Source organism: Leucogemmata humicola (assembly GCF_055379415.1).
Window position 1 is genome coordinate 2,234,341 of sequence record NZ_AP040875.1, and the last position, 23,350, is coordinate 2,257,690.

Annotated in this window: 18 protein-coding genes and 1 tRNA gene; 9 read left to right on the plus strand and 10 right to left on the minus strand. The window is 63.0% G+C overall.

From position 1 onward, the window contains the following. The first annotated feature begins 21 nt into the window (after positions 1-21). Positions 22-1,047, plus strand: coding sequence for a YncE family protein (locus tag AC6H4Z_RS09225; RefSeq protein ID WP_497546464.1), 1,026 nt, complete (start codon positions 22-24; stop codon positions 1,045-1,047). 133 nt (positions 1,048-1,180) lie between these two features. Further along, positions 1,181-1,636, plus strand: coding sequence for a nuclear transport factor 2 family protein (locus tag AC6H4Z_RS09230; protein WP_497546465.1), 456 nt, complete (start codon positions 1,181-1,183; stop codon positions 1,634-1,636). A gap of 9 nt (positions 1,637-1,645) precedes the next feature. On the opposite strand, the gene AC6H4Z_RS09235 is transcribed toward AC6H4Z_RS09230, so the two are convergent. Then, complete coding sequence (locus AC6H4Z_RS09235; protein WP_497546466.1) at positions 1,646-2,725, minus strand: alpha-hydroxy acid oxidase; 1,080 nt, start codon at positions 2,723-2,725, stop codon at positions 1,646-1,648. A 175-nt stretch (positions 2,726-2,900) separates the two neighbouring features. Between AC6H4Z_RS09235 and AC6H4Z_RS09240 the strand changes: the two genes are divergently transcribed. Then, the gene (locus tag AC6H4Z_RS09240; protein WP_497546467.1) at positions 2,901-4,262 is read left to right on the plus strand and encodes a bifunctional DedA family/phosphatase PAP2 family protein; all 1,362 of its coding nucleotides are present in this window, start codon (positions 2,901-2,903) and stop codon (positions 4,260-4,262) included. Here the strand turns inward: AC6H4Z_RS09240 and AC6H4Z_RS09245 are convergent. From AC6H4Z_RS09245 to AC6H4Z_RS09255, 3 genes are all read right to left on the minus strand, one after another. Then, positions 4,259-6,136, minus strand: a complete 1,878-nt coding sequence (locus AC6H4Z_RS09245) for a chloride channel protein (protein ID WP_497546468.1) — start codon at positions 6,134-6,136, stop codon at positions 4,259-4,261. The two genes, AC6H4Z_RS09240 and AC6H4Z_RS09245, sit on opposite strands and share 4 nt — an antisense overlap. After that, positions 6,129-6,590 (minus strand): MarR family winged helix-turn-helix transcriptional regulator, encoded by a 462-nt coding sequence (locus AC6H4Z_RS09250; RefSeq protein ID WP_497546469.1) that lies wholly within the window; start codon positions 6,588-6,590, stop codon positions 6,129-6,131. Before AC6H4Z_RS09250 ends, AC6H4Z_RS09245 begins: the two co-directional genes overlap by 8 nt. A gap of 257 nt (positions 6,591-6,847) precedes the next feature. Beyond that, positions 6,848-8,566: a hypothetical protein gene (locus tag AC6H4Z_RS09255; RefSeq protein ID WP_497546470.1), complete on the minus strand. Its 1,719-nt coding sequence runs from the start codon at positions 8,564-8,566 to the stop codon at positions 6,848-6,850. Between the two features lie 122 nt (positions 8,567-8,688). Between AC6H4Z_RS09255 and AC6H4Z_RS09260 the strand changes: the two genes are divergently transcribed. Beyond that, entirely contained in the window at positions 8,689-11,013 is a 2,325-nt protein-coding gene (locus AC6H4Z_RS09260; RefSeq protein ID WP_497546471.1) for a PAS domain-containing hybrid sensor histidine kinase/response regulator family protein, read from the plus strand. 43 nt (positions 11,014-11,056) lie between these two features. Here the strand turns inward: AC6H4Z_RS09260 and AC6H4Z_RS09265 are convergent, their stop codons facing one another. The 4 genes from AC6H4Z_RS09265 to AC6H4Z_RS09280 all read right to left on the minus strand — a co-directional run bounded on the left by AC6H4Z_RS09265 (position 11,057) and on the right by AC6H4Z_RS09280 (position 16,627). Then, on the minus strand, positions 11,057-13,000 hold the full coding sequence (locus AC6H4Z_RS09265) for an alpha/beta hydrolase family protein (protein ID WP_497546472.1): 1,944 nt from the start codon (positions 12,998-13,000) through the stop codon (positions 11,057-11,059). Further along, positions 13,001-13,984, minus strand: a complete 984-nt coding sequence (locus AC6H4Z_RS09270) for a PorV/PorQ family protein (protein ID WP_497546473.1) — start codon at positions 13,982-13,984, stop codon at positions 13,001-13,003. Between the two features lie 24 nt (positions 13,985-14,008). Next, a complete protein-coding gene (locus AC6H4Z_RS09275) occupies positions 14,009-15,094 on the minus strand; it encodes an alpha/beta fold hydrolase (protein ID WP_497546474.1) in 1,086 nt (361 codons plus the stop codon). A gap of 291 nt (positions 15,095-15,385) precedes the next feature. Continuing rightward, on the minus strand, positions 15,386-16,627 hold the full coding sequence (locus AC6H4Z_RS09280; RefSeq protein ID WP_497546475.1) for an EAL and HDOD domain-containing protein: 1,242 nt from the start codon (positions 16,625-16,627) through the stop codon (positions 15,386-15,388). A gap of 227 nt (positions 16,628-16,854) precedes the next feature. Between AC6H4Z_RS09280 and AC6H4Z_RS09285 the strand changes: the two genes are divergently transcribed. Together AC6H4Z_RS09285 and AC6H4Z_RS09290 are read left to right on the plus strand one after the other, a co-directional pair. Continuing rightward, complete coding sequence (locus AC6H4Z_RS09285) at positions 16,855-18,117, plus strand: RCC1 domain-containing protein (protein ID WP_497546476.1); 1,263 nt, start codon at positions 16,855-16,857, stop codon at positions 18,115-18,117. 201 nt (positions 18,118-18,318) lie between these two features. After that, complete coding sequence (locus tag AC6H4Z_RS09290; protein ID WP_497546477.1) at positions 18,319-18,453, plus strand: hypothetical protein; 135 nt, start codon at positions 18,319-18,321, stop codon at positions 18,451-18,453. On the opposite strand, the gene AC6H4Z_RS09295 is transcribed toward AC6H4Z_RS09290, so the two are convergent. After that, positions 18,450-21,056 (minus strand): ABC transporter permease, encoded by a 2,607-nt coding sequence (locus AC6H4Z_RS09295; RefSeq protein WP_497546478.1) that lies wholly within the window; start codon positions 21,054-21,056, stop codon positions 18,450-18,452. The two genes, AC6H4Z_RS09290 and AC6H4Z_RS09295, sit on opposite strands and share 4 nt — an antisense overlap. Then, on the minus strand, positions 21,056-21,739 hold the full coding sequence (locus AC6H4Z_RS09300; RefSeq protein ID WP_497546479.1) for an ABC transporter ATP-binding protein: 684 nt from the start codon (positions 21,737-21,739) through the stop codon (positions 21,056-21,058). The genes AC6H4Z_RS09295 and AC6H4Z_RS09300 overlap by 1 nt, the downstream gene beginning before the upstream one ends. Here AC6H4Z_RS09300 and AC6H4Z_RS09305 point away from each other — a divergent pair. The 3 genes from AC6H4Z_RS09305 to AC6H4Z_RS09315 all read left to right on the plus strand — a co-directional run bounded on the left by AC6H4Z_RS09305 (position 21,738) and on the right by AC6H4Z_RS09315 (position 23,341). Beyond that, positions 21,738-22,502 (plus strand): arylesterase, encoded by a 765-nt coding sequence (locus AC6H4Z_RS09305; RefSeq protein ID WP_497546480.1) that lies wholly within the window; start codon positions 21,738-21,740, stop codon positions 22,500-22,502. The genes AC6H4Z_RS09300 and AC6H4Z_RS09305 overlap by 2 nt on opposite strands. Before the next feature lie 90 nt (positions 22,503-22,592). After that, a complete protein-coding gene (gene efp, locus AC6H4Z_RS09310; protein ID WP_497546481.1) occupies positions 22,593-23,159 on the plus strand; it encodes an elongation factor P in 567 nt (188 codons plus the stop codon). Positions 23,160-23,267: 108 nt separating this feature from the next. Further along, a tRNA-His gene (locus AC6H4Z_RS09315) sits at positions 23,268-23,341 on the plus strand. Positions 23,342-23,350: the final 9 nt, after the last annotated feature.

Sequence of the window (23,350 nt, forward strand, 5' to 3'; positions counted from 1 at the left end):
CCACTTTCTCGAGGTCGAACCATGCGCGTTCATTCAGTTGCGACAGCCGCGGCGTTCGCGGTAGCAGCATTCTCCGCCAGCGCGTCGGCGCAGAAGTACAAGGTCGAGAAGTACAACATCGGTGGCGACGGCGCGTTCGACTATCTGACGGCCGAACCGCTGTCGGGTCGCGTGTTCATCTCGCGCAGCAATCACGTTATGGTCATCGACGGCGCCAATGGCAAAGTCGTTGGCGATATCATGGACACGCCGCGTGTGCACGGCATTGCGTTCGCGCCAAAGGCGGGGTTGGGCTTCACGACCAACGGTGGCGATTCCAGCTCGTCGATGTTCGACATGAAGACCCTCGGCGTGAAGAAGAAGGTCAAGGCCGGAAAGGACGGACTCGATGGCATCATGTACGATGATGCGACCGACAAGATCCTCACGATCAATCACAGCAAGCCGTCGGGCACGGCGGTGGTGATCGATGTAAAGACCGGTGAAGCTGTCGCGACCATCCCGCTCAGCGGAACGGCGCCGGAAGGCGGCGTGAGCGACGGCAAGGGCCGCATCTTTATCAACCTCGAAGACAAGAACGCCATCGACGTCGTTGATACGAAGACGTGGAAAGTCGTTGCGACGTGGAGCATCGAGCCGTGTGACGGACCGACCGGCATCGCAATGGATCGCACGACCAATCGCATCTTCTCGGGCTGCGGCAAGAAGTCCGTCGTCACCGACGCGACCACCGGCAAGGTCGTCGCCGAGATTGCGAACGGCGACAACGTTGATGCGCTTGGTTGGGATCAATCGCAGAAGCTGATGTACATCCCGTCGGGCACCGGCAACGTGACCATCGTCCACGAGGATTCGCCGGACAAGTACACTGTCGTCGAGACCGTCCCTACGATGCGCGGTGCGCGAACTGTCACGGTTGACGACGTGAAGCACGTCGCCTACGTCTTCACGCCGGAGTATGGCCCGAGCACACCGGCGACGACGCCGGGTGGTCGCGCGACGCGCGGTCCCGTCACCGCCGCTTGGTTGATCGCGATCAGACACTAAAGCGACGCGCAACAAACGCAGAAGAATGTGCCGGCCGGTTCACGTCGTGAACCGGCCGGTTTGTGTCTATGGCGCTTGTGCACGCCGCGGTCCGGCTGGTATGCTAGCCACAGCCCCCACCCGGGACGCACGAATGAGAACTGGCATCCTGTTTCTTGCATTCGCACTCTCTGCGCCGGTTGTCGGTGCGCAGACCGCAGGACGTGCGCGCGATCAGGACAAGACGCTCCTCGAGCTACTCACGATCGAAAAGGACATCGCGAAAGCAAATCGCGACTGCGACTATCGCTACTTCGATCGCATCGAGGCCGACGAGTTCATCTTCACGGACGCCTCCGGTGGCGTGACGACGAAGAAAGAAGATCTCGCCGGCGAAACGAGCTGCAAGAAGTCGTCGAGTATCGAGACTCTCGACGAGCCGCGTCTCCAACTCCACGGCGACGTCGCGATTCTCAACGCGCGAACGACTGTCACAGGCACGAATGGCGCCGGACAGTCGTACACACGGAAGAATCGCTTTACCGACGTGTTCGTGTGGCGCGACGGACGCTGGCAGCTCGTCGTCGGGCATTCGTCGCGCATCCCATAGTGCAGCCTATTAGGAAAGTATCAAGTCGCGAGTCACCTGCTCGAGGGTCGAGCAGCCGCTCAGCGCCATTGCCAAGTCGAACTCCGCCTTGAGTTGCTGCAACACAGCGCGAACCCCGTCGGAGCCGTCGAGCGTCAGGCCCCACAGCACCGGGCGTCCAACGAGTACCGCGCGAGCGCCAAACGCCAACGCCTTGAGGACGTCTGTTCCGCGCCGCACGCCGCCGTCGATCAGTACCTCCACGCGACCGGCCACGGCCTCTACGACGCGCGGAAGCATCGTGATCGGCGCTGGCACTGAGTCGAGCTGCCGGCCGCCGTGGTTCGACACGATGACGCCGGCCGCCCCATGCTCCACGGCGAGGACCGCGTCCTGCGGCGCCAGAATGCCTTTCACGATCACCGGCAGCGGCGAGATCGACTGCAGCCACTCGACGTCGGCCCAGCTGAGCGTCGGGTCCCACATGGCGGCAATGTACTGCGCCAGGGCTGAACCCTTGCCTGCGCCGTGATGATGATGCTCGGTGTGCGACGCCGGGAAATTCCCGAGCTCAAGGTGCGCTGGCATGCGCAGCGAGTTCCTGCGGTCGCGCTCGCGATGGCCGGCCAGGGGCGTGTCGACCGTGAGGCAGAGCGCGGTATAGCCGGCGGCGACCGCACGGTCGACGAGAGCGCGGGTCATGCCGCGGTCGCGATACACGTAGAGCTGAAACCACCGCGGGCCCCCCGACGCCTGAGCAATCGCTTCGAGGCTTTTGTTCGACACCGTGCTCGCACAGAAGATCGTGCCCTCGGCGCTTGTGGCGCGTGCCGTCGCCTCTTCGGCCTCGAGGTGACACAGTCCGTGGAACCCCATCGGCGCGACGAGAGCGGGGAAGGAGACCGGCGTTCCGAGGACTGTCGTCTCGGCCCGTCGGTCGCCGACGCCGCGCAACATTCGCGGCAACAGCTGAATTCGCGACCAGGCCGCTCGGCTCTCCTGGAGTGTCCACTCGTCTCCGGCACCGCCGGCGATATAGTCGAACAGCGAAGGCTCGAGCCGTTCACGGGCCAAGAGCTCGAGGCTGTCCAGGTTCAGAATGTCGATCATCGCGTCTTGGAAATGGGGTGTCCAACAGGTGCACAACGTTCGCGAATCGGCGAGCCCGGTGGAAGACTGGCGCTTGTGGCCCGACGGCGATCCATCGAGCTTTCGACCTTCTCGCGCCGTGGCTTTCCGATCGCCGACACCGACCCCCACCCCCACCCGGGCCTGTGACTAGCGGATGCTCGACGTTGTAAATCAGTGGGTCGGTCAGTACGGGTACGTACTCGTCGCCGTCTTTCTCACGATCGAAGCTGCTGGTGTTCCGGTTCCGGGAGAGACCGCGCTTGTCACGGCGGCCGCACTCGCGGGGCGAGGGACGCTGTCGATCGTCGGCGTTGTCATCGCCGGATGTGTTGGAACGATCCTGGGCGGACACGCTGGCTACTGGCTCGGTGTTCGTGGCGGTCATGCGGCCGCGAAAAAACACGGCAAGTGGATCGGTCTCAACGAGACCCGCCTTGCCAAGACGCACACGTTCTTCCAGCAGTACGGATCGAAGACCGTCGCACTCGGACGCTTCGTGGCGTTCCTGCGCAGCTTCATTGGAATTTTCGCCGGCATCTCGGGCATGCCGCTGCGAACCTTCGCACTCTACAACGCGATCGGCGGCATCATCTGGGTCGGGACATTCAGCGTTCTTGGATATGTCTTTGGCCGCAACCTGCCGCGGCTGATTCATTACATCGGCCGCGTGAGCCTGCTGCTGGCCATTCTCATCGCGCTCGTCGCCGGCCTCGTGTTTCTCTGGCGCTGGTTCGACCGAAACCGTTCGACGGTCGTCGCGTCGCTCGATGAGCGCTACGAGCGTTCGTCGACCACGGCGCGCATGAGCGATCTGCGAACGCATCACCCATTCGCTTGGCGGCTCGTTTCAGGCCGATATGCGCAGAGCCAATACCTTGCGCTGCATCTCTTCATCGGCTTTGCGCTGTGCCTCGCGGTGATCGCAATTTTCGCGTCGATCACCGAAGGTCTCGTCGAGAGCTCGCCGCTGACGCGCTTCGACGTGGTCGTTGCTGGCCGGCTGCGCGACTCGGCAACGCCGGGTGCGCTCGGGCTGTTCGGCTTTCTCAGCAGCCTGGGTGGACGCGGCGCGATGACGTTGCTGCTCATCGGCGGCGGTTTCGTCTTCGCGCTCCGGAGGCGCGGCCTCGAGGCGATCGGGTGGTGCGCCGCGTTCATCGGTGGTTCACTGCTTGACGCCACACTTCGCCTTGTGGTCCGTCGCTCCGAACTTCCGTTCGCCGACATCGTGCTCATCGACTGGGGCACCGGATTGGCGAGCGGGCACGTACTCGGCGTCGTCGTCGGCTACGGAATGCTTGCCTATCTCGTCCTGACGTTCGTTCGCAAGCCGCTGGTTCGCACGCTCGTGCTTACGACCGCCGTCGCGCTCGTGGCGGCAATCACGGTCAGCCGGCTATACCTTGGTCAACACTTCGTGAGCGACGCGAGCGCTGGACTCGCCGCAGGTCTCATCTGGCTCGCGACGTGTGTGTCCGGCATCGAGATCGCGCGCCAGCGCCACTGGAAGCGTTAACGCGCGGCCCGCGCCATGTGGTCGCGTACCCAGCGCCGTCCGATGGGCGGCGTTTCGGTAACCATGGCTGCGTCTAAACGCGGTCCGTGTGCCCCGAGAAGGTCGCTGCGCGAGAGGATTCCGACCACCTGACGCGTTCCGCCTCGGGCGACGACGGGCAGCCGTCCCACGCTGGCGCGTACCATGTGATCGGCTGCTTCGCGCAACGTGTTGTCTTCGTACACGACGACCGGCGCTCGTGTGAGCAGTTCTCGAACTCTCATCGTCGCAGCATGACGCTCCTCGACGAGATCACGACGCGTCAGGACGCCAAGTAGCGCGCCGTCGCCGTCTACCACCGGGAACCCCTGGTGGGTCGTCTCTCGCGCTTTCGTCGACAGCCATGCGCGAATTGCGCCAACCGATTCATCGCCGGCGATCGTCACGACATCGCGCGCCGCGGCATCACGCACGAGTACGCGATCGAGAAAATCTGCGCTGTATTCCGTGCGCACCTGTGTTCCACGCCGCGCCAGCTTTTCCGTCATGATCGAACTGCGTGAAAGGAGCAGAGCGAGCAGGTAGGCGGCGCTACAACCCGCCAACAAGGGAAGAAGGCCCATAGGCTGCCGCGTCGTCTCGAATGCGAACACGATCGACGCGAGCAGCGCGTGCGATGCGCCGGCGAAGATCGACGCCATGCCAACGAGCGCCGCGACGTGCGGATCGACTCCCAGGCCTGGAGCGGTCCGAGAGACCACATCGCCAAAGAGAGCGCCAACGCCGCCACCGATCGTGAACAGGGGCGCAAGTGTGCCGCCGGACGTGCCGCTACCCAAATACACGGACCACGAGATGAACTTGAGAACGATCAGCATCACCAGCGCGCGTCCAACCAGGTTACCGCTGAGAATGTTTCCAATGTTCGCATAGCCCACGCCGAGCGTTCGCTGATCGACTAGCCCAATCAGGCCCACGACGATGGCGCCCAGTGCTGGCCACCACATCCAGTGGATCGGGAGTTCTTCGTAGAGATCTTCGATCCAGTAAACGATGCGAGTGGTAAACGCGGCGAGTACACCAATCAACGCCCCGAGCCCCATGTAAATGAATAGCGCGCCCAACGACGGTTGCGCCAACGCAGGGACGGCAAATGCCGGTTCGGCGCCGACGAACCACGAGCGGAACCCAGTCGCCGCGGCCGATGCAAGCGCGACGGGAATGATCGATCGCGGACGGTATTCGAACAGCAGAAGTTCGACCGCCAGCAGCACCGCGGACACCGGACTGCCGAACGTTGCCGCCATTCCGGCCGCCGCGCCCGCGGCGAGCAACGTCTTTCGTTCGTCGGCGGTGACGTGGATCAATTGCCCGATCAGTGAGCCGAGCGCGCCGCCCGTGGCGATGATCGGGCCTTCTGCGCCAAACGGTCCGCCCGTGCCGATTGCCACCGCGGCCGATAGCGGTTTCAAAAACATGATCTTCGGCGAGATCTTGCTGCGGTTGTACAGCACCCGCTCCATCACCTCGGGGATGCCGTGCCCGCGAATCGCCGCAGCGCCATAGCGCGCCATGATTCCGACGATCACCGCGCCGACCACCGGAATCAGCGCCGAGGCCGCGCCGAGTCGGTCAGTACTCGGCGCGGTGAAATCGGTCGACCAGCGACCGAAGTATGAGATATTTGTAATGAGCCCGATCAGCCGGGCCAGCAGCCCGGCAACGACCGCCGCGCCAGCTCCTACGAGAACTGATATTCCCGAGACCAGCGCGACGCGTGAGTCGACTGGCGAATATTCCGGAGGGACGAGGAATGCGTCGAGCTCGGGTTCAAGCGAGGGCGCAACGGGAATTCCGTGCGCCCGGTCCAACGGAAAACCATCTGCTTCAGGCACTCGCTGAACGAACCTCGGGTTCATCCTCTCCGAGCATCGGCGGCGCCGCGAGATCGATGTTCGCATCGCGAACCCAACGCTCGAGCAGCCGTCCGAGCGTGTCGCGCTCGGGAGAGGTCATTAGTTGAAGTGCGCCGACGAGCTGGTTCGACACGGTGGTCGGAGCTCCGGCGAGCAACAGACGTCCCGACGGGGTCACGGCGATTTCGATTCGTCGCTTGTCGGTCGAGGACGCAGTGCGTGAAACGAATCCACGTTCGACCAGTCGTCGCACCACGACGGACACCGAGCTCTGGTGTGTCGCTGTGCGTTCGGCCAGGTCATTGAGCGAATCAGCAGGGCGTTCGGCGAGCTGTTGGAGTACGAACAGCTGAGCCAGGCTGATGCCCATCTTGAGTTCGATTGCCCGCGTGTTGACGCGGAGCGCTCGGACGATGCTGCGGACAGCGTTCATAGAACGCTCAACGGCCTGTGCGTCTGTCGTCGTCGACTGGATGCTGTGCATTGGTTTGGCGCCCATGTTATAAATCAACGTATGGACCCAAGGTCCCCGAGGCAAGACTCGAGGTTGGGAGTGGGGGGAAGCACGAATGTGCTCCCTCGCACGCGAGCCCGCCAGAGACAAAGAACGGATGTAGCCACTTTTTTCTGGGACGAGTCGCCTGTATACAATACGAGGGCGACGGCGACGAGGGTCTTGTCGCTGCGGCGCTAGCGCACGGTGACGTCGCGACTCGCGACGACCGACGCTCCGTCGTCGGCTGAGACGGCCAGCTGCATTCGATAGCGCCCCGCGCGCAGCCTCGACAGGTCGACACGAACGCCGCGACCAGCGATCCCGTTGTGCTGTAGCGGAACCTCGTCCCATTGCACGCGCAGCGCCGACGTTGGATCGGAGAAGCGCAATCGCTCGGCAACTCGTCGCACGAGTCCGACCTCAATCTCCTCGACCGTCAGCGAAAAGTGGACGGGCTCGCTCTGCGGACGCAGCCCATACGTCTCCCAGAACACACCGATCGCGCGCGACCCGGGAACGACCGTGCTCGCAAGTGCGCTGTCCCGAACGGAACTCAGTTCGGTCGGCGCCGACTCCGACGAGGTGTAGAGCAAGAGATCGGATAGCGCGAGACGTTCGGGCGCGCGGGGAGCGATGCCGATACGCGCGCGACCAGCGCGCCGATCGTCCTTGGCCAGCAATTCGAGACTGACGACTCCGGAGTCAACGATGCCAACCACCGAGAGGTGTCCGATCGCCTTCGCGTCGTCCTGTCGAGCGATCGTGCCGCCCGCGCCGAGTGGTGCGAGAACGAGCGCAGCGTCGAGACGTCGACCGATGAGGGTCGTGTCGCGACGCGCATCCCACGCTGCGACGGCCAGCGTCGAATCGCCGCGGCGAAAGAGTGCGAGCTGGCTCGGCACGTCGTGCATCGAACGGGCGTATTGTGGCGCATAGCCCGTGAGCGCTCGCGGGTCATCGAGCTTCCAATCTTGACCGTTCACCTGGCCGACGTGCTCGATCGCACGGAGCGTTGGCAGGTAGTTGTAGGGCAAGCCTGCGTCATGCCCGGTGATCGACGGCGCGCGTTGCGACCCAAAATCGGGAAGCGTTCGACTATACCATCTGGGCCAACCGTATCGCGTCATCAGCTCGCGCATGTCGTCGCCCCACACTTCGCCGTCGACCGTTGCGGAGTGCTCCGCGATGCGCGCGCGCGTGATGCGCGACAGATGCTCCGTCATGAGATCCGTTGTGCTGACGGAATACAACGGCGCGCCGAGCCAGAATAGCTGCCGCACGAAGCCTTCGCGCGCCGCGCAGTCGAGTCGATCGAATCGTTTGGCGAGATCGCCGTCCATCATGTTGGACGGATCGAGCCATCGGCAACGCTCGGCCGTATCCATCGCGGCCAGAGCGAGTGTGAATGCCGAGTCTGCGGCGGCGAATCGCTGCCCGCTGTGTGCCGCGTATCCGGCGAGCGCCGCGCACCATGTCGCGCTGCTTCTGCAGTCGGTTGTTGCAAATCGCCAGGCGTCGTCCGTGCGATTCGCCTCGACGAGATACCGGACCAACTGACCGGCGACCCACGCGTCACCTGCGAGGAGACGTGCGGTTGTGTCGAGCCCTTTGAGCATCTCGTCGCGACGTGCGCGGATCTCCGGCGCTTCGATCGGCGGCGGTTTGTCGTCGTCATCATCGCCGCGCCAATAGCAGTAGCGCCCGATCCGAACCTCGCAGGGTCCGCTCGTGTGTCCGCCAACGGGCAGGCGGTTTCTCCGATACGACTCGAATGATGTCTGCGCAGATCGCGCCGCCCTGACGAGCCGAGTCGAGTCCACCGCGGACACCGGTGGCATGCGCCGCGCCGCATCCGTCGACGACGTCTGCGTCAGGGTTTGCACGACAAGGGTGCTCAGTGCGAACAGGAGCATTTGGAGTCGACCGGGATACCTAGCTTACAGCGCGGTCATATTCTCGCAACTCCAAGACCGTGCGAGCAAGTCACGCGATCAGACTGTTGCGCGTTGCTGAACCGTGTCCGAGATTCCCTGCCGTGACGCCCCCTTCCGGTACCCGTGACGTAGAGTCGCTCAGCCAGGTGGAGAGCCGGTATCGGGGTGCGATCGCGGCGAGCCTCGACGCCTTCTTCTTCTGCGAGAGTATCCGCGGCTCCGCGAACGAGATCATCGATTTCCGAATCGTCGAGCTGAATGAACGCGCCGAGCTGATGCTTGGTCGCGATCGCATCGATCTCGTCAATCACACAGTGTGCGAGATCCTTCCCTCGGTGCGCGAGACTGGACTGTTCGATCAGCTCGTTCAGGTAGTCGAAACGGGGGATTCCTTCGAGGACGAACTCCGCCTCGAAGATGATGACGGCGACGTGCGGTGGATTCGGCATCAGGTAGTGCGTGTCAACGACGGCATTGCCATCACGTCGCGCGACATCACCAAGCGTCGGCTTGTCGACGACACACTCGCACAAGGCGAGACGCGGTTCCATCAACTCGTCGAAAGCGCGAGCGATGCGATCTATCGCATCGATACGCACGGCGTCTTCCTCTACGCGAATCCGATCGCGTCTCGGTTGATGGGCTTCGAGGACGAAGCCGGAATCACCGGCCGTATGTATCTCGAGTTCGTTCGACGCGATCATCACGAGCAAGGCATCGCGCTCTACAAACGACAGGTGCTCGAGCGTATTCCCGTCACGTACTGGGAATATCCGGTTCTCACACTCGACGGTCGCGAGCTGTGGATCGGACAGAACGTGCACATCGAACAGCGGAACGGCGCGGTCACATCGCTGTTCGCCGTGGCCCGCGATATCACGGAACGAAAGACGGCCGAGATCGCGCTGCGGGAGAGTGAGGAGCGATACCGCTTCCTGACCGATCATTCAACGGACTTGTTGTGCCGGCAGACGTCGTCGGGGACCATCCTCTACGCGTCGCAGGTCAGCATGGCGATGCTCGGCTACTCGCCCGACGATCTCGTTGGCATGTCGATATTCGAGTTCTGTCATCATGACGATCTCGAGTCCGTACGCGCCGCGACCGCTCGCCTCGCCGGTCACCAGAGCACGGAGACGATGACGTTCCGGGCGCGGCGGCGCGACGGTCAGTATATCTGGCTCGAAACGACAAGCCAGGCGGTTCGCGATCCCGTATCGGGAATGATCGGCGAAGTCTTGTCGGTGTCGCGCGACGTGACGCAGCGCCGCCGGCTCGAGGAGGATCTCCGGCAAGCTCAGAAGATGGACGCCGTGGGACAGCTGGCCGGCGGTGTCGCGCATGATTTCAACAACCTGCTCACGGCCATTCGCGGGTTCACCGATCTGCTCGCGCGGAGCCTCGAACCCGGCGACGCACGGCGCCGGGACATTGCGGAAATTCTCAAGGCCACCGAGCGCGCGGCGTCGTTGACCCGGCAGCTCCTTGCCTTCAGCAAGCGCCAAGTACTGCGCGCCGAATCGTTGAGCGTGAACGCGATCGTCACGGACATGTCGAAGATCATTCGACGTCTGCTGGGCGACGGCATTCGCGTCGACACATCGCTTGACCCAGATGTCTGGACGATCCGTGCAGATCCTGGTCAGCTCGAACAGGTGTTACTCAACCTGTCGTTGAACGCCCGCGATGCAATGAAGCAGGGTGGCACGTTGCAGATCAGCACGCGCAACGTCGAAGTGGCACCGACCAGCGCGCCGGAGGCGGTGCTTCCCGCAGGGCAGTACGTCGTGCTCGAAGTCCGCGATACCGGAATTGGAATGTCCGAGGAAACACGCTCGCGCATCTTCGAACCGTTCTTCACGACGAAGGATCCTGACGGTCGGACTGGTCTCGGCTTGGCCACCGTCTACGGTATCGTCGCCCAAAGCGGTGGCCATGTCTCGGTGGCGAGTGATCTCGGGGAAGGGGCAACGTTCACGATTCACCTTCCCGTTGCCGACGGCCCGAACACGGGTGGCATCCGCAACTCGGCCGACGTGCTCCGCTCCAGTGCCGGCAACACCATTCTCATTGCCGAAGACAACGAGGGCGTGCGCGCGCTGACCGTGCGAATTCTCGCCAGCGCTGGCTACAGAGTCTTCGAGGGATGCGATGGCGTCGACGCAATCGAAACGCTGCGCTCGCTCCCAGAGCCGATCGACCTGCTGATCAGCGACATCATGATGCCGCGCATGAACGGGAGTGAGTTGACCGCGCACTTCCAACGCATTCAGCCCGGTACGCCGATCCTCCTGATCTCCGGATACGTCGACGAGGATCACGTCCGCCGCGCCTTCAGCGCGCCCGACGCGATCCTCGCGAAGCCATTCACTCCCGACGCGCTCCTTGCACGCGTTGCCGAGTTGATCGGAGTTCCGACGCGATAAAGAAAAGGGTGAAGCGGGAGCGCTTCACCCTTTCTCCTTCTTTCTACTTTTCGAACCGTCCGGCGGTTGCCGAGATGCCGATGTCGTCTACGACGACGGTTCCCGCGACGAGCCGATCGAAGACTAGTCGAACCGATCGAAGGTGCGTCGGGTCGAAGCCGGGCGACGCTTGCACAAAGTCCGATAGCGGCATGACGTAGGTCTGTAGCACCAACTCGAACTGCGTCGGATAGCGCTGCTGCTCTTCATCTCGGCGCCGCAGGATGTGTACGTCCAGCGGACGACGCGGAACGCCGTATTTGGTGATCGGGAGTCTCGCCGTGTGGCCGCCCGCATCCACGACCTCGATCGTGAGATCGACCGGAGTGGAATCCTTCGCCGGCTTTGCGTCGGCCTTCTTAGCCGGCGGTTTTGCCTTGTCGTCCTTCTTCGTGCTGTCGGCCTTCTTCGTCGTATCTCGTGCCGGTGCGCGCGGACCAGGCTTGGCGTCTGTCGGGGCGAGTGACAGATAGATCGACGAGCCGCGCGTCACGTCGAGTGCCTGCGTCAACGAGTCGCTGAGCGTGATGGTGTACGACGCGGGACGACCGAGTTTTGTGGTGTCGTCGCCGCGAATGTGATTGTTCCAGCCCAACGTGACGGCCTGCGTATTGAGCGGATCGTTTCCGGTGCGCAGCGAGAGGGGATTTTCCTTCCACGTTGCAAGGCTGTCGCCGCTCAACGTCACGCCCTTTACCGATCCCGTCGTCACGTCCACGTCTTCGTCGAACGTCGCGAGCGGCTTGAATCCGCTTTCCTGAAAGCGCGTGATGTACATCGTCTTCGGCAGCCATGCCCCAGCTGCGCGATGATCGCGGAACATCGGCAAGTACTCTGACTTGCCGTGGAGCGTCGCTTCCATGAACGCGCCGATCGTCACCTTGCTGAACTGCCGCTGATCCTCTTCGCTGATCAAACCGCGAAGGTCGAGGTACCGGCCGCTGCGTGGCCCGTTGTCCTTGTTGCCCCACACGGTGTTCCACTGACCGTGGTTGGCGCGGTACACGTACCACGCGGTCTTGAACCACGGCTTGCCGTCGGTGAAGCGAATGCGCTGATAGGCGCGCAGTCCGTTGAACGACGAGACGTCGCCGTCGTGCGAACCGTGAATCACCATGTAGTTCACATTCTCGATTGGCGTGAATACGCCAGCCGGCTTGTACTGACCATCCACGGGCGCGATCGCGAAGACAGCCTTGATGTTGAAATTGAAGTTGAACTTCACATTCGCATCATCGGGATAGTGGCTCAGGCGATTGAACGCCGCGGCGATTCCAACCGCTTCGCCGCCGCGTGAGTGCCCCATGATGCCGATGTTGTTCATGTCGACTTTATGGTAGAACAGACCGCCGGTGCTGTCGTTCAACGCCTTCCAGACTTCGAGGTGTTTGAGAAGCATCCAGGCGCGGCCGTCGCTCTCGCCTCGCAGTCCGCCGTTGATGAAATTCTCATCGACCGACACGAGGATGAATCCGCGCGACGCGAGCAGCTCGCCCAGATAGCCGTAGCCCGGGTCGGAGTAGTCGAGCGGATCGTGGTTGCCGTGAACGATCAGAATCAGCGGAAACGGACCCTCACCCGCCGGATACCAGACGCGCCCATTGAGCGGGAACTTGCTCGTGCCGAAGCCCCAATCCTTCTCGCGCGATTTCGCGACGGCCGGTTCCATCGATACGAAGGGCGACGCGTCAACCGTCTTCGTCTTGATCGTGACCGAGTCTCGGAATTCGGCGCGACGCTTGTCAGTGCCACTGCCGTAGAACATCGTCTTCACGGCGAAGCTGCCTCGCTCGCCGGGATTCGGTGCGCTGATTGTTTGATGCGAGAGAACCGTCGGAGAGTCGTCGGTGGTCAGCTTGAGCGCCTGTGTGCAGCTGACGACTACTACGGCGAGCCCGAGAGTGATCGCGGGCAGTGCGCGTCGGAAAGTGGGAAGCGATTTCGGCATCTATCGGATCCTCAGGCCAACGCGGTGACCGATGTGGGAGTTCGACAACGTTTCGAGTGCGTAGTCGATGGTCAGTCGGTCCATGGAGAAGCCGGCGCCTGCGGTAAATCCACCTTCGCCGGGGATTGGACGCCGTCCGCCAGCGCGCACCGCGATCGCGTAGCCATCGAGCCAGCTGTAGCTCGCCTCGGCGCCGCCGCTCGGGATGAAGAAGTTCGTTCGAAGCAATGACACCGCGGCTGTTGCGGAAACATCGAACTCGCCGAGCTGTCGACCGGTGCTCGCCCCGAGCGTCGTGCGGAGCGGTAGCCGAGCCGTCGTCGTTTGTGTAAGCGCCGCCGTAGTGCCCGGCGGTCCTGGGGGCGGCACGCATTCACCGTCACGCGCCGACGTCGCGATGGTGCAGGGAACTGCCATCGAGCTGCCGATGTTTTGCACGACCAGTCCCACGGTGTAGAACCGCAGGAAATCACGCGACAATCCCACATCGAACGCCGCACGGCCAACGCGTTCGGCTGGGACGTTGTCTTCGACGTACTTCGCCACACCGCCAATGCGCACGCCTTTGATCAGCTGCCCGATTCCAATCGACGCTTCCACCGACGTTCCGCCGGCAGGCGCGGAGTTCAGCAGCGTTGCGCGGTCGGCGGGGAACGCGTTGTTGGGCGCGTCGTAGTCCACCAGCTTCATGCCGATCGCCACTGCGCCCGTGCTGAATGGTGTGATGCTCGACATCGATCCGCCGGCTGACGACGACGAGTACCGTTCGACCGATGCTGTCACGCCGCGTCCGACGACCAACTGCGCGGGGTTGTAGAAGAGTGGGTCGTCGCGGCCTGCGACGCCCGTGTTGCCCATTCCAAGCGCTCGCGTATTCGCTGGGAGCAGCAGCACGACGGGAGCGTACGGACCGCCGGGGAGCTGCGCGGTCGAAACGATCGGAGCGAGGAGCGCCACAGCGAGGGCGGCTCGGCGAAGATTCATGAGTCTGGCTTTGAGAGAGTAGGGCTACTGCTGCGGGAGGGTCTTGAGGAATTCGCCCAGATAGCCTTTCCAGATCGCCGGGAGGGAATGCGTCCCGTGACCGCGAGTCTGGTCGGTGATTGGGAGGAGCACGAACTTGGCATTCTTCACGCGCGCAATGAGCGGCTCGACGACGCCCAGTTCGGGCGGATTCACGAAATCGTCGGCCGAGTTTATCGCCAGCACGCGGGCGGTGATCTTCTCGAGTTCGCGCGAAGGGTCGTAGCTCCGCGACGCGTCGAACTGGTAGATGACGTCATTGCCGTCACGCGTGCGGGTGTTCTGGTCCATGTACGCGCGGATCGACGAATCGGCCGCGTCGCGGGTCGGGGCCGCGCGGAGTTGAACCTTGGGCGCCGACGTCATGATGAAGAGCATTCCCATCGCTTGGCGAAGGCCGGCAGGCTGGATGGTATAGTTGCCGGCGAAGTAGCCTGGATCGTCGCGGATGAAATCCATGATCATCGTGCGGATCATGCGATTGCGGCCAACGATTGCTGCAGGCGCACACGCCAGGGGAACGAGTCCGTCAACGAAATCGGGGAAGCGCTCACCCCAGACCCAGGCATGCATGCACCCCATCGACGTGCCCATCACCAACCGCAGATGATTGATGCCCAGGCCCTTGGTCAGCATCTCATGCTGGGCGTCGACCATGTCGTTGTACGTGTACTTCGGGAATTTGGCGCGAAGTCCGTCGCTCGGCTTACTCGACTTTCCGTGACCAATGCCATCGGGGAGCACCACGAAATACTTACTGGTGTCGAGCATCTGACCTGGCCCAAACAGCTCGCCGGCAAAGTTCCGGCTGATGAACGCGCCGCCCGTTCCGCCGGTGCCATGCAGCACCATGACCGCATTGCGAACGACTCCGGCCGAGTCGCGCGTGGGCTTGCCTAGAGTGACGTAATGCAGCCGCAGTTCCGGCAACGACTCGCCCGTTTCGAACTTGAAGTCCTTGGCGATGTAGTCATTTCCGGCTGGCCCCTGCGCCTCGGCGCGCCCGGCGGTGAGGTTGGGAGCCGTGAGGCTGGCGAAGACAATCGCGGCAGCGGCGAACGAGCGATTCATCGTTGTGATCGGCCGGAAAGAGTGTGACCGACGTTAGTCGCTCATCGGCGAGTTCGACAGTGCAATCGCCGTAAGGGTTGGCTTCGAGCTGCAGCCCAACAGCGCGACGCCGAATCATCGGCCATACCGTATCGAGAGAATAGTTTAACTGCCAACGAGTAAGGCGTTGGCAGATAAGACTATGCTAAATCGGTTGATGTGCCGAAATATCGACCAATTCGTGAATGGCCGGCCGGTACGCCGACGGGCGATCTCGCATTGCGTCGACGTCAGCCGACGCATTCAGATTGGCTAATGTCCGCCGGCAGCCGCGCGCGGCGGTGGGGCGTCGTCTGATCGACGCTGGTGTTCAGCGGCCCAGGCGAGTGCCTCTCGATAAAGCGGCGACAACGCTTCGGGGCTGACCCCAACCTCGCCACTCAGCAACTCGACCTGATTCCACCAGCCCTGCTCATAGGCTTCGACTAGTCCGAGCACCGCGCCGTAGAAATCACCGCGGTGGAGAAGGGCATCGCGCACGTCGGTCGCCAGCTCCATCGAGTCCGCGAGTGACTCCATCGGCGACTCGAGCAGTTGGTCGAGTGCGGAGAGCATCCCAACGAGAAACAGTGGGCCACGAGCCCGCGGAATTCCCGATGCTTCGGCGAGGAGTTCGCACAGTCTCGCACGAACGAGCGACAGGTTCATCAGCTCCGCGCGGACGCCATTCTTGGCGCCATCGGTGACCAGCAGTAGGCCGAGCCAGCGCGCAACTTGCTCGCGGCCAAGGAGCCGGAGTGCATGGCCAATCGACCAAATGTCGCGTCCACCGGTCGCCGCCGAGTTGACCATTCGGAGAAGCTTGTACGACAGAGCAACGTCCCGGCGAAGCACCTCCTCGATCTCGGCGTCCCCAGAGTTTGGGTCCCGAACGAGCTTGAGAAGGCGAAAGGTGTGGACGTGCGCAACCGGCAAGTCGCGTCGAACGAGGGTCTCGGGGGCGTTGAAGCGGTAGCCCTCGAACAGTTCGAAGCCGAGCTCGGAGCAGCCGTCGCGCTCGACCCGATGGCGCACTCCCATGGCCAACAACCGCACGTGGTAGGTCCGCAGCCAAGCGGCGAGATCGGGCAACATCTCGCTGTCGGTCACGGACATATCGACCTTCACAATCTCCGCGAGGCGAAGCAGCTCATCTTGAAGCTCTGCATGGTTTTGGCTGGTTATCGCAAAACGATAGCCGGCCCAAACCAACTGACTGCAGGCCTCGAGCAGCTCTCCATCCGGAGCGAGGGCGCCGTCGATCTGAAGCACCACGCGGTCAGCCGGAAGCAAGCGCACAGCCCCGCCAACGAGCATGTCCCGGTCGACCGGAAGGAAGGCCCGGCGGCCCGCCGCGACCTGATCGAGCCCAATCCCCAGCAAGGTGTCGGCGACCAGCTGCTCTGGGAACGCCTGGTCGGCGCCTAGCCCACCGGGCCGGCGCAGGACCAGGTCATAGCCATACAACTCCTCGCGCCGATCGAAGATCGGCTGCCTCGCGACCAGGATTTCCATACACCCGAGTATCGACCGCCAGGCCCCTGGGCTGAAACGAAACGTTGCAAAAGCGTGACTTCGTCCGTCCCATGTGTAAATTGGGTCTTGTGACGGGGCTCACCAAAATCGTGCGACCCGGATCTCAACAGTACATCATCCACAGCACGACCCCGAATTCCAGAGTCGCCGCCACGATCCCGAAAACCAGCGCTCCTCGAAAGATTCTCTTGCCTCTTTCTTCGATCATGACCAATAGGGTTCGCTCACTCGGTTTTTCACTGCTAGCTGGTATCGGTGCAGCAGCACTGATCGGCTGCTCTGAAACTACCGCGCCCGCGCGCCGCTTTCCGGTCCTGGCCGATGTTGGTGAGAGTCAGTGGTCCACGGTGACGGTTGGAACCGACCACACGTGCGGTCTGCGCGTGAGCGGTGCGGCGTTCTGTTGGGGCAGCAATCGTTCGTACCAGCTCGGCGTCGCACACGTCGATACGAGCTGCGGCGCCACCACCTCGGCGTATGACTGCGCGCTCACGCCGCAGGCCGTGCAGCCGGGTACGAAGTTCGTCTCGATCAGCGCCGGCGCAAAACATACCTGCGCCATCAGCACTTCGCGCGAAGCGTATTGCTGGGGTGCCAACGACGTTGGTCAGGTTGGCGATTTCGGCGTGAGCTCGCCGACGCTCGTGCGAGTTCCTGGAAGCCTCGGCTGGACGCAGATCAGCGCCGGCTACTCGCACACCTGCGCGGTGCGCACCGACGGCGCGCTCTTTTGCTGGGGCGCAAACGATCGTGGTCAGCTCGGCATCGGCTCGTTGACGGGAAGCGCCAGCATCTCGCGCGTTCCGCTCAGCGTTCCGATCGCATCGGTGAGCACGGGGCAGCAGCGCACCTGCGCACGCTCGACGCTCGGCGCCGTCTACTGCTGGGGCGCCATCTGGACGGAAAGCTCCGGTGGACTCGAGATGACGCGGTCGCAGAGCACGCCGCTGCTCGTTCCCAGTTCGCCGGCCATGTCGTGGGTGAGCGTCGGATCGTTCACCACGTGCGGCGCCGACGTCTCGGGCTTCGCGTACTGCTGGGAAGGCAACCCGCGCGGCCAGATGGGCAACGGTACGCAAGACGGCAGCACGGTTCCGAAACGCGTCGTTTCTGATCTCGAATTCGTCCAGGTCAGCGCCGGCATCGTTCAGAGCTGCGGCGTCACCACGAGCGGAGCCGGATACTGCTGGGGCGACGACACCTTTGGCCAGTTGGGTGTCTCTCCGTCGGCGCTCGTCGAGCGTTGCGGCGCACAGAACCTTCCGTGTGCAACCGTTCCGACGCAGGTCTTCGGCGCGCAGAAGTTCACGGAAATCAGCGCCGGCTTCGGCAGCCACGTCTGCGGCGTCACGGTGAAGGGCAACCTCTATTGCTGGGGCCTCGGCGTCTCCGGTCAGCGCGGCGACGGTACGACGGCCTACGCCACGTCGACGCCTATCCAGGCTCTCGAGCCGGGCGCAAAGCCGTAACTCGCAAGCTCATCCGCAGCGCAAACGAACAGAGCCGGAGCAAAATGCTCCGGCTCTTCGCTTTTACGGCCCTGCGCGCGCGCTAAGTTGGAATGACGAAACACTTTGCCACGTCGTCGGTACTACGACCTTCCGGCCTTGACGCTCTCCCGCTCGTGCGTCGTTTCGCCGTGCTCCTGCTTACCGCCTCTCCCTTCCCGTATGCGCCTCGACAAGAAGTTCCTCCAGCGCGCCTTTCTGGCGTTCACGACCGGCCTGTTCCTCGCCTGCGCCGCGCGCGTGTCCGCTGCCTCCGGTGCGACGCTCACCGACGTTTCGTCGATCTCTAGCCGCTAGCCCTCGCGCAGCGCCGCCATTGGCGTCTCGGCGAATACGTCGCGACCCGTGAGTAGTCCAATGGCGATTGCGAGTGCGATCATTGCACCCGCCACGATCGCTGCTGGAACCAAGGCCGGCACGAAGGCCGAGCGGAAGATGAAGTGCACGAGCGCCCATCCCGCGAGCGTCGATAGCAGAACTCCCGTCATTGCCCCGAGCGTTCCAAGCAGTGTGTACTCGGCGAGCATTATGCGAATGATCTGACGGCGAGTAGCGCCGAGGGTCTTCAAGAGCACTCCTTCGCGCAAGCGCTCACGCCGCGTTGCCGCGACCGCGCTGAACAGCACAGGAACGCCGAGCGCGAGACTGATCAGCGCCAAGAAGCGAACGGCCATGGTGACTTTCCCAAGCACGTTCGCCACCGTTTGCTGAACGAGCGACAAGTCTAGGCTCGATACACTCGGGAAGCGTGCGACGACGTCGCGCTGTAGATGCGCGATCGCTGTTGCATCTGCGGCATGCGCGAGAATCGCAAACTGCTTCGGCGCCTTCTCGAGCGACTTCGAATCGAATACGGCAAAGAAGTTCGGTGAGAAGCTCTGCCACTTCACCGAGCGCATGCTCGTGACGACCGTGGGAATCAGAACGCCTTGAACGTTCCACGTAATCGTATCGCGGAGCTTCACGCCCAGCTCACCGGCCGCGATGGTGTCGAGCGATACCTCGCCGAGTGTGTCGCGGCCCGTTCGCGAGAACCAATGGCCCTCGACGATGTTCTCCGACTCCGTCAGCGTGTCGCGATAGGTTGACCGGAATTCTCGGCGCAGCGTACCGATTCCGCGTCGCTCGCCGTTCCCGCGGCCGCGCCCGCCGCCGCGCCCTGTTTCGCGCGCCGCGCGTCGAGCGCGTTCGAGATCGGCGATGATATCACTCACCGGTCGTCCGTTGATCGACGCGATGCGCATGGGAACGATCGGCGTCTCGTCGATCAGCTCCACGTGACTGGTGTGAATGATCGAATCGATGCCTGGTCGCTGCGACTCCTGGACGTCGAAGAACACGACGTTCGCGCGCGCCTGACCGAGTCTCGTGTCGAGTGTGCGAAGAATGTTGTACTGCAGCTGATACAGTGTGCCCATCAGGAACACGCCAAAGCCCAGCGCGAGCACGACTGCGCGCGTCTGATTGCCTGGGCGGTAGAGGCTCGCAATGCCCTGGCGAAGCGGAAACGGCCACGACGGTCGCAGCGCTTTTCGCGCGACCCACGACAGCAGAATCGCGCTCAGATATAGAATGCCAATCGCGCCGCCGATCGCCGCGGTGAAGCCGAGGCCGCGCTGCACGGTGTTCGCGCGCATCAATCCGAGTTCCAGCACGCTTGCGACGATGGCGATAGACAGGAAGATGCGGAGCGGATCCCAACGCGCGCGCCGCAGTGCTTCGGCGTCGGGACTGCGTCGCAGTGCCTGCAGCGGCGACACACGTCGAAGCGCCACGAGCGGGCGCATCGCAAACAGCAGCGCGACCCACACACCGATCCCGAGGCCAAGGAGCATCGCCTGCGGCGCGAGCTTGACGTCGACGTCGACCGGCAGGAAGTCTTTCAATACTTGCGGGAACATGAACTGAATCACGACGCCGAGCACCACACCGCCAGCGGCGCCAATGAGCCCCATGATCGCGGCCTGCACGGCATAGATCGCGAGTACCTGCCAACTCGTGGCGCCGAGGCAGCGCAGAATCGCGACGGGATCGATTTTGCGCATGGCGAAGGCGTGCATGCCACTCGCGACTCCGATTCCGCCGAGTAGCAGCGCGACGAGGCCGACGACGGCGAGATAGTCGTGTAGCTGATCGATCGCGCTGGCCAATCGTGATTCGTTGTAACCGGCCGCGCGCATGCCGCCCGTGGAACCTTGAGACATTCGCCGATTGTATCGCGAGACAAAGAGATCGCGCGACATCGCCTCGGGAAGCTTGTACAGCGTCTCGTACTCAGCGCGGCTGCCGAACACGACGAGGCCCGTCTCATCCACGAACTTCTCGGCGATGTACACGCGCGGCCCAATCGCCGCGGTGATGCCGACGTCGCCAGGAACGCTCTTGAGCGTTCCTGTAACCAGGAATTTTGCGTTGCCGAGCGCGATGCTGTCGCCGATTTGCCCGTCGAGCGAAACGAGCAGAGAAGGGTCGACAATGACGTTGTGCCCCTGCTGCAGCGTACTCCACGAAGCGAGAGGGGCAGTAATGATGTTGCCGTAGAACGGATACGCCGGCGCTACCGCGTGAACTTGTACGAGTCGCGTTCCGCCCGTGCGCGGGATCAGCGCCATCGACGAAAAATTTGTCGCGGTAGTGAACGCGACACCGTGATGCGATAGCGAATCGAGCAGAGAGTCGATCGCCTTCGTGCGCGGCGCTTGACGCGTTGACGCAACATCGCCGCCGAGGAGCGCGCGCGACTGTTCGTGCACCGACCGAATGACATTGTCGGAGAACGAATCGATGGCGACGAGTGCGGCGACACCGAGTGAGATCGACGACATATAAAGAAGGAGTCGTCGCCGTGCCGTTCGACTCTCGCGCCAGGCGAGACCAAAGAGCTGCCGCGTTCCAGCCATTAGGCGGCCTGCTCGCGTTCCGTATCGGAAATGACTCGGCCGTCGCTCAGGCGAATGATGCGCTCGGCCTGATTCGCCAACCCGAGATCGTGCGTCACGAGAATGATGGTCGTCTGCGATTCACGATTCAGCTCTTCGAGCAGCTCGACGATGCGCGCGCCCGTATCGCTATCGAGATTGCCCGTGGGCTCGTCGGCAAAGAGAATCCTCGGGGAGTTTGCGAACGCGCGGGCGATGGCAACGCGCTGCTGTTCGCCGCCGGACAGTTGCGTGGGAAAATGATCGAGACGATCGCCGAGTCCGACGCGCGACAGCAGTTCGCGAGCGCGCTCGCCGGAGCCACTTTCGCCGCGGAGCTCGAGGGGAACCTGTACGTTCTCGAGGGCCGTGAGCGTAGAGATTAGTTGAAAGCTCTGAAAAACGAATCCAACTTTCTGGCCGCGCAGCTGCGCGCGTTGGTCTTCGCTCATCGCCGTCATGTCGGCCCCATCGAGGATGACCTGTCCGCGCGATGGCGTGTCGAGGCCGGCCAGCAGTCCGAGGAGCGTCGTTTTGCCGCTTCCCGACGGACCGACGATCGCGACGAACGCACCCTGCGGAATGGAAAAGTTTACATCGCGGAGAACGGTGAGCTTGTTCTCCCCGCTACGATATTCCTTGGACAGATCACGGGCGACGAGCATGAGGCTAGGGAAACGGGGAAGGGACGGGCAGGCGCTGTTGACGGCGGTATTCGTCGCGGCGGCGTTCGCCTGCTCTAAACCAAACGAGAGTGTGCAGCGCAGGGATTCGGCCACAGCGGCCTCGTCTCGAGAATCTAGCGCGCAGCCGGCGTCGCCCGCTCCGAGCGCGAAGGCGGCGTCCGGTCGGAAGGTGGTGCTGTTCGCCGGGACGAGCCTCACCGCGGGGCTTGGGCTTGACGCTGACAGCGCCTACCCAATGCTCATTCAACGAAAGATCGACTCGGCGGGGCTGGCGTTTGAAGTCGTGAACGCCGGAGTGAGCGGCGAGACGTCGTCGGGGCTGCTCGATCGCCTGGACTGGCTGCAGCGGGGGACCTTTCAGTTCCTGGTGCTCGAGACCGGGGCGAACGATGGTCTACGGGGTATTCCGCCGGCCACGCTGCGAACGAACCTCGAGGCGGCGGTGGATCGGCTCAAAGCCCAGCGCCCCGATGCCCGAGTTCTCTTGGTGCAGATGGAAGCGCTGCCGAATCTCGGCCCCAAATACGCGGCCGATTTTCACGCGGTGTACCCTACCGTGGCAAAGGAGAAAGGCGTGACGCTGCTTCCGTTTTTGCTTGACGGAGTGGCTGGCCGTCGCGAGCTGAATCAGGGCGATGGGGTCCATCCGAACTACGTTGGCGAGCGCATCGTTGCGGCGACGATGTGGAAGGCGTTGAAGCCCATTCTGGACTCGGCGCAGCGGGCTGAGGGCGCTCGGTAACCGTTCAGCTTGACGATCGGCGTCTTTCCATCTAAGTTCAAAGGCTGTCTAGCTTTACCGACCGACTTTTCATTCATCGAGTTGAACGATATGGCAATCCCGGCAACCCAGATCCGTCGCGGCATGGTGATCGTGTTCGAAGGCGAACCCTGCCGCGTGGTCGAGTTCCGTCACCATACGCCGGGCAACCTGCGCGCGATGGTGCAGGCGAAGCTCAAGAACCTGCGCACGGGTTCAGGTTTCGAGCATCGCTTTCGCGCCGCTGACTCGATCGAGCCGGCGTCGATGGAAACGCACGATCTCGAGTTCCTGTATCAGGGTGGCGAGACCTACCACTTCATGAATACCGAGAACTACGATCAGCTCGAGATGGATGAAGAGATGCTGGGTGACAACGCGCAGTGGATGCAGCCGGGAATGAAGATTCAGGCCGAGTACTACGATGGCCGTCCGGTGGGCATCAAGCTGCCTAACTCGCTCGTGCTCGAAGTCGTCGAGACCGCACCGGTCATGAAGACGGCGACGAAGAATGCGTCGGCGAAGCCGGCCAAGCTCGAGAACGGCGTCACGATCAACGTGCCGGAGTTCGTTGGAACTGGTGACAAGGTCAAGGTGAACCCGTCGACTGGCGAATATCAGGAACGCGCGAAGAGCTGAGCGCGCACAGGCGTTCAGCGGTTGATCGAAGCGCGCGGTCCCGTTACTATGCAAGTCTCTATGCCGCAAGGCAGATGAGGGTGTCAGCAGGATCACGGCACCGCCATGGTGGCTGTAGCTCAATCGGTTAGAGCACCGGTCTGTGGCACCGGGGGTTGCGGGTTCAATTCCCGTCAGTCACCCTGCTGGAA

Coding starts and splice junctions, on each gene's coding strand:
- AC6H4Z_RS09225 (WP_497546464.1), top strand. CDS start 22: ATGCGCGTTCATTCAGTTGCGACAGCCGCGGCGTTCGCGGTAGCAGCA.
- AC6H4Z_RS09230 (WP_497546465.1), top strand. CDS start 1,181: ATGAGAACTGGCATCCTGTTTCTTGCATTCGCACTCTCTGCGCCGGTT.
- AC6H4Z_RS09235 (WP_497546466.1), bottom strand. CDS start 2,725: ATGATCGACATTCTGAACCTGGACAGCCTCGAGCTCTTGGCCCGTGAA.
- AC6H4Z_RS09240 (WP_497546467.1), top strand. CDS start 2,901: ATGCTCGACGTTGTAAATCAGTGGGTCGGTCAGTACGGGTACGTACTC.
- AC6H4Z_RS09250 (WP_497546469.1), bottom strand. CDS start 6,590: ATGAACGCTGTCCGCAGCATCGTCCGAGCGCTCCGCGTCAACACGCGG.
- AC6H4Z_RS09255 (WP_497546470.1), bottom strand. CDS start 8,566: ATGCTCCTGTTCGCACTGAGCACCCTTGTCGTGCAAACCCTGACGCAG.
- AC6H4Z_RS09265 (WP_497546472.1), bottom strand. CDS start 13,000: ATGCCGAAATCGCTTCCCACTTTCCGACGCGCACTGCCCGCGATCACT.
- AC6H4Z_RS09270 (WP_497546473.1), bottom strand. CDS start 13,984: ATGAATCTTCGCCGAGCCGCCCTCGCTGTGGCGCTCCTCGCTCCGATC.
- AC6H4Z_RS09275 (WP_497546474.1), bottom strand. CDS start 15,094: ATGAATCGCTCGTTCGCCGCTGCCGCGATTGTCTTCGCCAGCCTCACG.
- AC6H4Z_RS09280 (WP_497546475.1), bottom strand. CDS start 16,627: ATGGAAATCCTGGTCGCGAGGCAGCCGATCTTCGATCGGCGCGAGGAG.
- AC6H4Z_RS09285 (WP_497546476.1), top strand. CDS start 16,855: ATGACCAATAGGGTTCGCTCACTCGGTTTTTCACTGCTAGCTGGTATC.
- AC6H4Z_RS09290 (WP_497546477.1), top strand. CDS start 18,319: ATGCGCCTCGACAAGAAGTTCCTCCAGCGCGCCTTTCTGGCGTTCACG.
- AC6H4Z_RS09295 (WP_497546478.1), bottom strand. CDS start 21,056: ATGGCTGGAACGCGGCAGCTCTTTGGTCTCGCCTGGCGCGAGAGTCGA.
- AC6H4Z_RS09305 (WP_497546480.1), top strand. CDS start 21,738: ATGAGGCTAGGGAAACGGGGAAGGGACGGGCAGGCGCTGTTGACGGCG.
- AC6H4Z_RS09300 (WP_497546479.1), bottom strand. CDS start 21,739: ATGCTCGTCGCCCGTGATCTGTCCAAGGAATATCGTAGCGGGGAGAAC.
- efp (WP_497546481.1), top strand. CDS start 22,593: ATGGCAATCCCGGCAACCCAGATCCGTCGCGGCATGGTGATCGTGTTC.